Source organism: Pseudomonas sp. NPDC085632 (assembly GCF_044541255.1).
GTDB lineage: Bacteria > Pseudomonadota > Gammaproteobacteria > Pseudomonadales > Pseudomonadaceae > Aquipseudomonas.
Genome location: NZ_JBITSX010000012.1, coordinates 80,705 through 94,751 on the forward strand (window position 1 = coordinate 80,705; position 14,047 = coordinate 94,751).

Below are 14,047 nucleotides of genomic sequence, written 5' to 3' on the forward strand. Positions count from 1 at the left end.
GCTATGCCGACTTGCGATACCGCGTTGAACTCAGGCTCTAAAAAGCAAACAAATCAGCCCCTCGCCATGAGGAAAAGGGGACTGATCGAGGTGATTGGGCAAGCTACGCCGGCGTGCGATACCGCGTTGAACTCAGGCTCTAAAAAGCAAACAAATCAGCCCCTCGCCATCCAAGAAAAACAGAGGACTGACTGAGATGTTTGGGAGAGCTACGTCGAAGTGAAATACCGAGTCGAACCCAGATTTTGAAAAGCCCACAAATCGGCCCCCTCTCCCTCGGGAGAGGGCTGGGGTGAGGGGCGAATCCACCAAAAAACCAAAGCCGACCACGCTGTGCTCTTCACCACTCAATAGGCCGAGTGTCAGCTCGCCTGCTTTTGATCTTGATCTGTAAGGCGACGTCGGAAGGCTGAGTGGAGGGATTGATCCGGGCGTGGGAGCGCAGCGACCGTTTGGCGAAGCCAAACACAGCGAGAGGAGGTGCAGCGAAGCAAACCGTAGGCGCTGCGCCCGGATCGATCCCGCAGCGAAGGAACCCCGAGCCCCAGCGAGCGGGCCGCACGTAGGAGCAAGCGTTTTTGGTTACTTTTTAGGCGTTTGTAAAAAGTGACCCGCCGTAAGGGCGGAACCCCAAGCAGCCGTTACCGCAGCAACGGATATTCACCCAAAAACCAACCAATACCCAATCACCCCAACATCAACGCCAACCCCCGGCTCAGGCGTTCATGCACCCGCAAAACATCAGGCATCACCGAAGCCATCCGCAGCAAATCATGCGTCAGCCCTGGACAATGCTCAACCTCCACACTCACCCCCTGCCCCCGCAATTTATCGGCATAAGCCTGCCCCTCATCAAACAACGGATCAAAACCCGCCAACAACACAATCGCCGGCGCCACACCCCGCAGATCCTCCGCCAACAACGGCGAAAAGCGCCAGTCCAGATAATCTTCCGGGCTGCGAGCGTAATGCTGATAAAACCAGTCAAGCGTATCGTTCTCCAACAAATACCCCTCGCTGAACAACAACCGCGAATCATGCACGCGCGAAGCATCGGTCACCGGATAGCACAACAACTGAGCCTTCGGCGCGATGACCACAGTATGCGGTTGCACCACCGCCTGAATCGCCAGCACCGTGGCCAAGGTCGCACCGGCACTATCGCCGCCAAACGCCACACGCGAGGTATCAAGGCCAAGGCTCACGGCGTTTTCCGCCAACCATGCCAGGGCGTCTTCGCCATCCTCCAGTGCCGTTGGAAAACGATGCTCCGGGGCCAGTCGATAGCCGACCGACAACACCGCACACGGCGTGCGCTGGCAAAATTCGCGGCATACACCGTCGTGAGAATCGAGGCTGCCGACGACAAAACCACCGCCGTGGAAATACACCAGCACCGGCATCGGCGAGTCCGCTGCGTTGGGGCGATACAGACGCAGTGCCAACCGCGCACCATCGCGCGCCGACGTGTCGATTTCGCTGACCAACAGGTCTTCAGGCGCCGGCCAGCGCAGTTGCGCCGTGGTCTGTTCGAAAGTCGCGCGGGCCTCGCTCGGGGTCATTTGGTGCATGGCCGGCAGGCCGGCGTCCTGGCTGTCTTGGGCCAGGTCGAGGAAGGCTTCCAGATCAGGGTGTAACGACATCGCTAAAATCCTTGTATCGGCAAAAAAAGGGGCGCGCCCTGGCAACGCCCCCGGAGATGACTGAAGGTATGGCGATCAGCCCACGCGTACCATGCAATGCTCGACCAACGCCTCCAGCTCACGCTGGTAATCGCTCATCAAGGCGTCCATGGTGCCGGCGCGATAACGCTGGCTGCTGTAGATGCAACGCAAGGCCAGTTGACCGTCATAGACCTGGCCGACAATTTCCAGCCAGTTGCCCAGGTTGGCTTTGAGGCTGTAGTTGTCGCCGGTTTCTTCCAGTGCCGGCACCAGCAGGGCCTGCTCGTCGAAACTCTGGTCGAATTGCCCCAGATAGTTGAACGTGACCCGCGCCTGCGGCAGCGCGGCCAGTTGCTGCGACACCTCAGCCCCAGCCAGATGACGCAGCACGCCATAGCCGATGCCCTTCTGCGGGACTGCGGCCAACTGTGCCTGCACATTGACGATCGACTGGCCAATGTCGTCGCTGTCCGGACGCAAACGCACCGGGAACATGCTGGTGAACCAGCCCAGACTGCGGCTCAGGTCGATCGACTCGAACAGGTCTTCACGACCATGGCCTTCGAGCAGGATCAACGCCGACGGTTGTTGACTCCAACGGCACAGGGCACGGCTGAGCGCCGACAACAGCAGGTCGTTGATCTGCGTGCCGTACACCGCCGGGGCCTGTTTGAGCAGTTGTTCAGTGTGCTCGCGAGACAGTTTGAGCCGTGCCTGCGCCTGCTGACGCACGAGGTTTTTGCCACGCAGGTTGTCGCAAGGCAGGTCGACACTTGGCTGATCCAGTTGCTCCAGCCAGTACGCCAGTTCCTGCTCGGCAATCACCGGTGCCTGTGCCTGCAAGGCCTCGGCGAACGAGCGGTAGCTGCTGGTGCGAATCGGCAATTTCGGCTCCCGTCCTTGCACACACGCCTCGTAAGCCACTTTCAAATCGTCGAGCAGAATTCGCCACGACACGGTGTCGACCACCAAGTGGTGAATCACCACCAGCAGGCGCGCCTGGCCATCCGGCAAGGCGACATGCATCACCCGCCAGACCGGCCCATCGTCGAGTTTCAAGCTGCGCTGGGCGAGGTTGGCCAAGGCTTCGACTTGCTCACTGTTGTCCGCCTCGCGACGCCATAGCAGCGCTTCACCCTGTTCACTGAGGTCGCAGTAACGCTGCAACCAACGCCCGCCTTCGTGGGAGAAACGCAGGCGCAACGAGTCGTGATGTTGCTCGATCCAGCCCAGTGCCTGTTCCAGTGCCGCGAGGTCCAGCGGCTGACGTGCACTCAACAGCAATGACTGGTTGTAGTGATGCGCCTCGGCCATGCCTTCGGCAAAGAACCACTCCTGAATCGGCAAGAGATTGAACAAGCCCTCGGCGGCGACGTGCGTGACGTCTGCCTGCGGTTGTGCCGCGCCCTCCTTCGCCGCGTCCTGCTCGACGATACCGGCGATGGTCTGATAACGCATCAGGTCGCGCAGCTTGAGGTCCATCTGCAACGTCGGGTGGTTTCTGACGCGAGAGATCACCTGCAAACTCAGAATCGAGTCGCCGCCCAGTTCGAAGAAGTTATCGCTGATGCCCACCTGCTCGACCTGCAACACCTGCGCCCAGATGTCCGCGAGCAGGCTTTCCTGCTCGTTGCGCGGAGCCAGGTATTGCTCGGTTTTGAACTCTGGTTCCGGCAGCGCCTTGCGATCAAGCTTGCCGTTCGGTGTCACCGGGAAAGCACTGAGGCAAACGATCTGCGCCGGCACCATGTATTCCGGTAACGAGGTGCGCAGGCCCGCCTTGAGTTCATCGCCGATGTCTTCGCCGGTCGCGGTGACCACATAACCGATCAGTTGCTTGCCGGAGGCATTGTCGCGGGCGATCACCAGTGCGTCGGTGACCGACGGTAACTGGCGCAGACTGGCCTCGACTTCGCCCAGTTCGATGCGGAAGCCGCGGACCTTGACCTGATGGTCGATACGGCCGACGTAATCGACCACACCGTCGGCACGCAAACGCACCAGATCGCCGCTGCGATACAGGCGCTCGCCCGCCGCGAACGGGTTGGGTACGAAGCGCTCGCAGGTCAGGTCAGGTCGTCCGTGATAACCCCGGGCGACGCCATAGCCGCCGATGTACAACTCGCCGGCAACGCCTGGCGGCAGCGGGTTCAGGTCCTCGTCCAGCACGTACAGCGAGCGAGCCCCCACGGCGCGGCCGATCGGCGCGTACGCGGCTTCGCAATGCTGGCTGACCGGGACTTTCCAGAGCATCGGCGTGACCACGGTTTCGGTTGGGCCGTAGCCGTTGGTGAAGTATTGCGGACGCAGCGCTGCCTTGACCTGCTCGAAGGTCTGATCCGGCACCGCATCACCGCCGAAGCAATAGATGCGCACCGGTGGCGGCGCGATACCGCTGGCCGCTGCGTACTCGGCCAGTTGTTTGAGATAGGCCGGCGGGAAGCAGGCAATGGTGATGCCGTAATCGTGCAGTGCCTGATAGGTCTGCTCCGGTGTCCACAGGCAACCGTCACGGATCACCAGACGACCGCCGCTGTACAAGGTGCTCAACCAGCGCTCATGGGCCCCGTCGAACGCAAACGACATGAAGTGCAGCTCGCAGCTGCTGGCGTCCATTTCGTACAGCTCGGCGATGGCCTGACAGTGCATGCTCAGCGGGCCTTGGGTCACGGCGACGCCTTTCGGCCGCCCGGTAGAACCCGAGGTGTAGACCAGATACGCCAGGCCTTGCTCGTGCACCCGATATTCCGGGGCGTGGTCGGCGTAGCGGCTTTCGTCGAGGTCATCGATTTCCAGGCGCAGCAGGCCTTGCGGCGCCGGCAACGTGCTGCGCAGGCTGCTCTGGGTCAGCAATAGCGCCATGCCCGAATCTTCAATCATGTACGCCAGACGCTCCGGCGGGTACTCGATGTCCAGCGGCACGTAAGCCGCACCGCTCTTGAGCACGGCGAGGAAGCTCACCACCATTTCCAGCGAACGCGGCAAGGCCACGCCGATCACCATTTCCGGCCCGGCACCGTGCTCGATCAGGCAGTGCGCCAGACGATTGGCCCGTTGCTCGAGCTCGGCGTAGGTCAGGTTCATCCCGGCGCATTGCAGAGCAATAGCCTGCGGCTGATGTTGCGCGTGACGACTGATCAGTTCCGGCAACAGCGCCGCTTGATGCGTGTGCGCAGGTTCAGCACTCCAGGCCTGCGCGGCTTGCCATTGTTCGGGGCTCAGACGCTGCAAATTACCGAGGCGTTCGTACGGCGCCGCCATCATCGCGGCGAGGGTGTTTTCCATGGTCTGGCGAATACCGACAACGGCCTCGGCGCTGAAGTGGCTGCGCAGGTACAGGTATTCGATCGACAACTCGTCGCCGAGCATTACCGCCAGGTCCATCGGTACGTTGGTCACGCCGTGGCCAATGGATTTGCCGAAGGTCAGATCGGTGTCGTTTTCTTCCTGCAAGCGATCGTCGATCGGGAAGTTTTCGAACACCACAATGCTGTCGAACAGCGCCTGACCACCGAGGCTGGACCAGCGCTGTACATCGGCCAGCGGCGCCTGGGAGTAATCGCGAATGTCGAGGTTGTAGGCCTGCACGTCGCCCAGCCAGTCAGCCAGACGCTGATCGGCTTGCGGCGTCTGAATGATCGGCAAGGTGTTGATGAACAGACCGAGCATGTTGCCGACATTCGCCAGACTTTCCGGACGTCCCGACACCGTGGCGCCGAAAGTCACCGTCTGCTGCCCGGTGTAACGTTGCAGCAGCAACAGCCACGCGCCCTGAATCAAGGTGTTGGGGGTGATGCGCAGATCGCGGCAGAACTGCAACAGCCGAGCGGTCTGCGCTTTATCCCAGTTCGAATAGATCGCATCGTGACCGGCGACATCGGCGCTGTGGCGCGGGTGCATCGCCTGGCTCAGTGCCGTCGGTTCGTTGACCGCCGCCAGACGTGCCTTCCAGAACAATTCCTGGGCGTCCTGATCCTGCGCTTGCAGCCAGGCGATGAAGTCGCGGTAGCGACCGTTCTCGCCGATGATTTCGCCCTTGGCGTAATACTGCAGGACCTCGCCGAACAGCCGCGAACTGCTCCAGCCGTCCATCAGGATGTGGTGGCTGGTCCAGATCATCTGGTACTGATCGTCGCTCAAGCGCAGCAGGGTCACCCGCAACAAACGCGCATCGGCCAGATTGAAACCGAGGGCGCGGTCATCGCTGGCGAACGCGGCAATCCGTTCTTCGCTGGTCTCCTGGTCACGCCAATCGAGCACCTGCATTTGCAACGGCGCATGGCGATGCACCACCTGCAACGGTTTGGCCAGACCGTCCTGCCAATGGAAACTGGTGCGCAGAATCGCCTGACGGGCGATCACGAATTCCCACGCCTGGCGGAAGCGCTCCACGTCCAGGCCCTTGATCGGCAGGCTGACCTGTTGCACGTAAAGACTGCTGCCGTTATCCGACAGGGTGTGGAACAGCATGCCTTCCTGCATCGGCGACAGCGGGTAGACGTCCTCGATCATGTCCGCCGGCACCGGCAACGCATCGAGCTGCGCCTGATCGAGTCGGGCCAGCGGATAATCCGCCGGCGCCTCGTCGGTCGACGACTCGAGCGCAACCACAGTGGCGAGTTTCTGCACGGTCTGCTGCTGGAACAGGTCTTTGGGGGTGAAGCGAATTCCCTGCTGACGCGCACGGCTGACCAGTTGAATCGAGATGATCGAATCGCCGCCCAAGGCGAAGAAGTTATCAGTCACGCCGACCCGCTCGATCTTCAGGATGTCCTGCCAGACCTCGGCCAGTTGCTGCTCCAGCGGCGTCGATGGCGCCACGTATTCACGCTGCGACTGGCTGACGTCCGGTGCCGGCAAGGCTTTGCGGTCGAGTTTTCCGTTCGGTGTCAGCGGCAACTGATCAAGGAACAGCCACTGCGCGGGCACCATGTATTCGGGCAGATGCGCCTTCAACGAGGTCTGCAACGCTTCGCTCAAGTCGTCCTGTTCTTCGAAGCTGAGGCTGCTGTCACCTGGCACTACATACGCGACCAGTTGCTGACCACTGTGGCCATCCACCGCCAGCACCACGCCTTCGCGCACACTGTCCTGAGCGAGCAGACGTGCTTCGATTTCACCCAGTTCGATGCGGAAGCCGCGCACCTTGACCTGATGGTCGATGCGCCCGACGTATTCGATTCGGCCGTCCTCGCTGAAGCGGGTCAAGTCACCGGTTCGGTACATCCGTTCGCCGCTGCTCGAAAATGGATTGGGCACGAAACGCTCGGCGGTCAGCCCCGGGCGGAACAAGTAGCCACGGGTGATGCCGTCGCCAGCCAGGTACAGTTCGGCGGCAACGCCCAGCGGCGCTTGCTGCAATTGACCGTCGAGCATGTACGCGGTGGTGTTGACCAGCGGCCGGCCGATGTTCGCCTGACCACCGGGTTCGCGGCGGGTGCAGGTCGAATAGGTGGTGTCTTCCGAAGGCCCGTACAGGTCGTAGACATGCGCCACCGCTGTTTCGCGGTAGAGCGTGTCGACCAGACTCTGCTTCAGCGGCTCGCCGGCGAGGTTGATGATGCGCACGCCCGGCGGGATTTGCCCGGTGCGTTGCAGCGCGGCAATCGCCGACGGCACGGTATTGATCAGTCGCACCTGATCGCGCTCCGGCAAGTCCGGCAGTTCCAGGGCATTGCGCGCCATGACGATCGAACCGCCGCGTGCGAGGGTGACGAAAATCTCCCACACCGACAGGTCGAAGCACACCGACGTTGACGCCAATACGCCTTGCAGATCGTCTTCGCTGTAGACCTCGGCAGACCAGTGGATCAGCGCCTGCACGTTGCGGTGAGCGATGGCCACGCCTTTTGGTTTGCCGGTGGAACCGGAGGTGTAAATCACGTAAGCCAGATTCGCGGAATCACCCCGCGCAGCCAGATTGTCCGCAGGCTGCTCGGCAAATGCGGCACCACCGGCTTCGACCAGCACCACCTGCGCATCGGTCTGCGGCAGTTGCGCCAGCAGCGACTGCTGCGTCAGCAAGACTTTCGCCTGACTGTCGTCGAGCATGTAGGCCACGCGATCCGCCGGGTAGTCCGGGTCCAGCGGCACATAGGTGCCACCGGCCTTGAGCACCGCCATCAGGGCGATCACCAGTTCCGCCGAACGCGGCATCGCCACGCCCACGCGGATTTCCGCGCCGACACCCAGCGCCAGCAGATGATGAGCCAGTTGGTTGGCGCGTTGATTGAGTTCGGCATAGCTCAGGGCGGCGCCGGCATGACTCAGCGCCAGTGCTTGCGGATGCGCCGCGACGCGAAGCTCAAAACTCTGCGGGATCAATCGCTCAGCGGGGTACGCGGCCTGATGGTCGTTCCATTGCGCGAGGGTCTGGCGTTCGGCGAGTGGCAACAGGCCGATCTCACCGAGCCGACGTTGCGGCGCCTCGATGAACTGACGCAGCACTTCTTCCAGATGCCCAGCCAGACTCAGCACGCTGCGTTCGGCAAAGTGCTCGGTGAGGTAGTTGAAGTCCAGGTTCAGGACGTCGCTGGCCCCGGCGATCAGGGTCAGACCGTAGTTGGTTTGCTCGCGGTGTTCCAGACCGGCGAAACGCAAACCGCCCGGGTTGGCTTCCAGCGCTTCGGACACCGGATAGTTTTCAAACACCAGCAAGGTGTCGAACAACGCTTCGCCACTCAACTGAGCCAGACGCTGGATGTCCTGCAATGGGGTCTGCTCGTAGTCGCGCAGCAACAGGTTTTTGTCCTGCACGCTGCGCACCCAGTCGCCGACGCTGAGCGTGGCTGGCGGGCTGGCGATCACCGGCAAGGTGTTGATGAACAGGCCCAATTGCTGTTCGATGCCCGGCAGATCCACCGGACGCCCGGACACCGTGGCGCCAAAGGCCACAGTGGCCTGCCCGGTGTAGCGCTGCAACACCAACAGCCACGCGGCTTGCACCAGGCTGTTGAGGGTCACTTGCTGCTGACGGGAGAAACCGTTCAGGCGCTGAGTGAAAGCCTGGTCGAAATGCAGGCGATGCATCTGCTTGCCCGGCCCTGGCACGGTACGACCATGGCAGGCCGAGGCCAGTCGGGTCGGTTCGTCCAGTGGGGCCAGTTGTCCGCGCCAGAAATCCTGTGACGCGGCTTTGTCCTGACCTTGCAGCCAGACCAGGAAATCACGGTAACGACCCTGCGCGCTCGGCACCGGGTAACCGGCGTAATCCTGCAATACCTCGCCGAACATCCGCGAGTTGCTCCAGCCATCCATGAGGATGTGATGGCAGGTGAAAATCAGCCGATGGCGGTCATCGGCGGTGCGCAACAGGCACAGGCGCAGCAGCGGCGGGTTTTGCAGATCGAAACCGCGCTCGCGATCCGCCTGCGCCCGCGCTTCAAGCACGGCTGGCAAGTCCGCCATACCACGCACGTCGACTTCCGGCATTTCCAGGGTCAACTGGCGATTGATCACTTGCAGCGGCGCATCGAGACCGTCACGCCCCCAGATGAACCCGGCGCGCAACACTTCATGGCGATCCACCACACGTTGCCAGGCTTGCTGGAAACGCGCCACGTCGAGGCCATCGATATCCAGCAGCATTTGATAGACATAGGCACTGGCATCGGCGTCGTACAAGCTGTGAAACAGAATGCCTTGTTGCATCGGCGCCAACGGATAGATGTCCTCAATGCGCTGGGCGGCCATCGGCAAGCTGTCCAGATGTGCCTGGGACAACCCGGCCAACGGCACATCCGACGGCGTCAAACCGCCACTCGGGTGGTTCAGGCAATGGTCGATCAACTCACCCAGCGCCACTTCATAAGCGCGGGCCAGTGCGTTGATGGTGCTCTCTTCGAAGACATCGCCACTGTAAGTCCAGGTCAGGCTCAACTGACCTTGATAAACCCGGCCATCGATGGTGAGCCAATTGGCCATCGGCGCGTTTTCATCCTGGCCGGCGCCCTTGTCTTCGGTGGCCGGCACCCACAGGGCGCCTTCGTCGAAGTTATTGTCGAACTGGCCGAGGTAGTTGAACGTCACCTTCGGTTGCACCAGACCGTTCAGCGCCGCTTGCGATTCGGCGCTGCCCAGATGACGCAGCAAACCATAGCCGATACCTTTGTTCGGGATCGCGCGCAGTTGCTCCTTGATGCCTTTGATCGAGGTTTCCAGACTGGCGTCCGGGGTCAGGCGCACCGGGAACATGCTGGTGAACCAACCTACCGTGCGGCTGAGGTCGACGTCATCGAACAGGTCTTCGCGACCGTGCCCCTCAAGCTGCACCAGTGCGCTGTCGGTGTGGGTCCACTGACAGAGCACACGGGCCAGCGCGGTCAGCAGCAGGTCGTTGACCTGGGTGCGATAAACCGCCGGTGCCTGTTGCAGCAACTGGCGGGTACGTTCGGCATCAAGACGCGTATCGACGCTGCGTTCGAAACGGTTGCTCAACTGGCCTTGCGGGTTGTCCAGCGGCAGTTCGACCGACACATCGCGCAGTTGCCCGCGCCAGTAATCCAGTTCGCTTTCCAGCTCAGCGCTGCGGGCATGCTCCTGCAGGCGCTTGCCCCAATCCTTGAACGCGCTGGTCTTGGCCGGCAGACGCACAGCCTGACCGCCGCTCAGTTGTTGATAAGCGCTTTGCAAATCTTCGAGGAGGATCCGCCACGACACGCCATCGACCACCAGGTGATGAATGACCAGCAACAGACGCTGGCTGGCGTCCGGCAAGTCGACCAACACCGCGCGAATCAGCGGGCCATCGAGCAGATCAAGGCTGCGTTGTAACTCCTGGCAAAGCGCTGGCAATGCGGCGCTGTCGTCCAGTGTGACCGTGCGCAGCAAGGCCTGCGCCTGATCCGCAGGCGCATGGCTCTGTTGCCAGCCAGCGTTGGTTTGGCGGTAACGCAGACGCAAGGCGTCGTGATGCCGTTGCAGCTGCAACAACGCCTGCTCCAGCGGCGCCGCTTGCAGTGCGGTGGCCGGGGTCAGCAGGATCGACTGGTTCCAGTGATGCCGCGCCGGAATGTCGCTGTTGAAGAAGTAGTGCTGGATCGGCGTCAGCACCGCGTCGCCGAGCACATCGCCCTGCTGCATCTGCACCGCGTCGCTCTGTTGCGCGACGGTCGCCAGACGCTGCACGGTCTGGTGCTGGAAGATGTCTTTAGGGGTGAAGCGAATGCCCGCCTGACGGGCGCGGCTGACCACTTGAATCGAAATGATCGAGTCGCCGCCCAGCTCGAAGAAGTTGTCATTGAGCCCGACGCGCTCGACCTTCAACACGTCCTGCCAGATCTCGGCCAGACGCTGCTCCAGTTGGTTGCGCGGCGCGGCATAGACTTCCTGCACCTGCGCAACTTCCGGGTGCGGCAGTTGCTTGCGGTCGAGTTTGCCGTTCGCCGTCAGCGGCAGGCGTTCAACGAACGCCCAACTGACCGGGACCATGTAATCGGGCAGGGTTTCGCGCAAATGCGCCTTGATCGAATCGCGCAGTGCACCCTGCCCTTCGCCGTCCAGCACTTCGTTCGCGACAATCCACGTCGCCAGTTGCTGGCCGCTGATACCGTCGACCGCCAGCACTACGGCTTCACGCACGTCGCGGTGCTTGAGCAGTTGCGCTTCGATTTCGCCCAGCTCGATACGGAAACCACGGATCTTCACCTGATGGTCGATCCGCCCGATGTATTCGATCACGCCATCGCCGCGCAGCCGCGCCAGGTCACCGGTGCGATACAGGCGCTCGCCGGCCTGCGGATTGAAGGGGTCGGGAACGAATCGCGTGGCGGTCATGCCGGCCTGATTCAGGTAGCCGCGGGCCAGACCGGCGCCGGCGATGTACAACTCACCGATGCAGCCTTGCGGCACCAGGTTGAGCGCGCTGTCGAGCAAGTACCACGACAGGTCGACAATCGGCTCGCCGATCGGACTGCTGTGGCTTTGTTGCAAATCAGCCATCGACAGCGGACGGTAAGTCACGTGCACGGTGGTTTCGGTGATGCCGTACATGTTGATCAGCGTTGGCGCGCAGTCGCCGAAACGCTCGAACCACGGGCGCAGGCTCTGCACTTCCAGCGCCTCACCGCCAAACACGACGTAGCGCAATGAGTTATTGCGTAGCGACTCGCTGGCGATCTGCATCAATGGCTTGAACGCCGACGGCGTCTGGTTCAGCACGGTGACGTTTTCATCGCACAGCAGCGTGTAGAAATCTTCCGGGGAACGGGTGATGTCATGCGGCACCACCACCAGTTTGCCGCCATACAACAGCGCGCCGAAAATCTCCCAGACCGAAAAGTCGAAGGCGTAGGAATGGAACAGCGTCCAGCTGTCCTGCGGGCCGAAATCGAACCAGTGCTCAGTAGCGCTGAACAGCCGCATGACGTTGCCGTGCGGCAGCAATGCGCCCTTCGGTTTACCGGTGGAACCGGAGGTGTAAATGACGTACGCCAGACTGTCCGGCGTGGTCAGGCACAGCGGGTTGGTTTCAATGCCGTGTTCTGGCGCCTGATGCAGATCGAGGCACGCCAGCCCCGGCGGCACCGGCAGTTGCGCGAGCAGATGGCCTTGGGTCAGCAGCAGGTCGATGCCGCTGTCCTCGATCATGTAGCTCAAACGATCATCCGGATAACCCGGATCCAGCGGCACATAAGCGCCACCGGCCTTGAGCACGGCAAGAATGGCGACAATCATGTCCAACGAACGCTCGACCGCAACACCAACGCGCACGTCCGGGCCAACGCCACGCGCGATCAGCGCATGCGCCCACTGGTTGGCGCGGCGATTGAGTTCGGCGTACGTCAGGCGCTGCCCGGCGAACGTCACGGCGACCGCGTCGGGATAACGTTCGGCCCGCGCTTCGATGGCTTGGTGAATGCACTGTTCGAGCGGTTGCTCGACCCGCTCAGGATTCCATTGCGCCAAGAGTTGTTGCTGCTGCCCCGCATCAAGCATCGGCAACTGGCCGATGCGCTGCGTCGGCTCGGCGACGATGGCCCGCAACAACGCGTTCCAGTGTTGTGCCAGTCGTTCGATGGTCACCGCGTCGAACAGATCCGTGGCGTACTTGAGCACAGCTTCGATGCCGTGCGCCTGTTCGGTGGTATTGAGGGTCAGGTCGAACTGTGCGGTCTGGCTCTGCCACTCCAGCGGTTCGATACTCAGGCCATTCAAACGGGTTTCGACGCTCGCGCGGCGTTCGGCCTGATGGTTGAACATCACCTGGAACAGCGGGCTGTGACTGAGGCTGCGGCCAGGCTCCAGCGCTTCGACCAGTTGTTCGAACGGCAAGTCCTGATGGGCCTGCGCTTGCTGCGCGGTCTGTTTGACCTGACGCAACAGATCGACAAATGGCATCTGTCCGTCGACATCAGCCTTGAGCACCTGAGTGTTGACGAAGAAGCCGATCAGCCGCTCGATCTCTACCCGGCCGCGGTTGGCATTCGGCACGCCGACGCGAATGTCGGCCTGACCGCTGTAGCGGTGCAACAAGGCCTGGAACGAGGCCAGCAAGACCACGAACAGGGTGACGTTTTCTTGCCGGGCGAAGGCCTTGAGCGCGTTGCTCAGCACCGGGTCGAGAATCAGGTTGTGGCTGGCGCCGGCGAAGCTTTGCTCGATGGAACGCGGACGATCCATCGGCAGTTCCAGCACCGGTTGCTCGCCGCCCAGTTTCTCTTGCCAATAAGCCAGTTGCCGCTCCTGCTCACCGGCCTCCATCCACTGCCGTTGCCACAAGGCGTAGTCGGCGTATTGAATCGGCAAGGCCGGCAGACCGGCGTCGTGACCGAGGTTGAAACCGGCGTAAAGCTGCACCAGTTCCTCGATCATCACTTGCAGCGACCAGCCATCGGAGACGATGTGGTGCAGAGTCAGCACCAACACATGGTCATTCGGGGAGACTTGCAGCAGCGCTGCGCGCAAGAGCGGGCCGTGCTGCAGGTCGAAAGTTTTCTGGCTCTGGGTCTGCACGAATGCCTGGATCGAGGCATCCGCGTCGTTCGCCAGCTCAGCGCTCAGTTGATGAGTCTCCAGTGCAAAGGGTCCTGCGGGCAGGACCACTTGCAAGGGTTGCGCGGTTTCCTGGGAGAACACCGTGCGCAAGGTTTCGTGTCGTTCGATCAGCGCCTGAACGCTGCGCTCCAGCGCGCTGACATCCAGCGGGCCCTGCAAACGCAGGGCCGTCGGAATGTTGTAGGCCGCGCTGTGCGGCGCCCACTGCCAGAGAAACCACTGGCGCTGCTGAGCGTAGGACAGCAGCAACGGCTCTTCAGCCGTGCGCTTGAAAACCGGGGCAATGTCAAAGAGGTTGACGCCTTTCTGCTTGAGCAGAACCGCCAGAGCCTTTCTTTGCTTAGCCGAAAGTTGTCCTACCGACTCGATTAACTCTTGCACGCGTTTTT

The 14,047-nt window shown here is 61.9% G+C and carries 3 protein-coding genes; 1 reads left to right on the forward strand and 2 read right to left on the reverse strand.

The window, feature by feature from the left end; translation table 11 throughout:
- On the forward strand, positions 1–195 hold a 195-nt coding region (locus ACIF4X_RS11725; RefSeq protein WP_397482244.1), incomplete at its 5' end, for a hypothetical protein.
- A 491-nt stretch (positions 196–686) separates the two neighbouring features.
- Here ACIF4X_RS11725 and ACIF4X_RS11730 read toward each other — a convergent pair.
- Together ACIF4X_RS11730 and ACIF4X_RS11735 are read right to left on the reverse strand one after the other, a co-directional pair.
- Positions 687–1,643 (reverse strand): alpha/beta hydrolase, encoded by a 957-nt coding sequence (locus ACIF4X_RS11730; protein ID WP_397482245.1) that lies wholly within the window; start codon positions 1,641–1,643, stop codon positions 687–689.
- Between the two features lie 75 nt (positions 1,644–1,718).
- Positions 1,719–14,039, reverse strand: coding sequence for a non-ribosomal peptide synthase/polyketide synthase (locus ACIF4X_RS11735; RefSeq protein ID WP_397482246.1), 12,321 nt, complete (start codon positions 14,037–14,039; stop codon positions 1,719–1,721).
- Positions 14,040–14,047 lie beyond the last annotated feature (8 nt).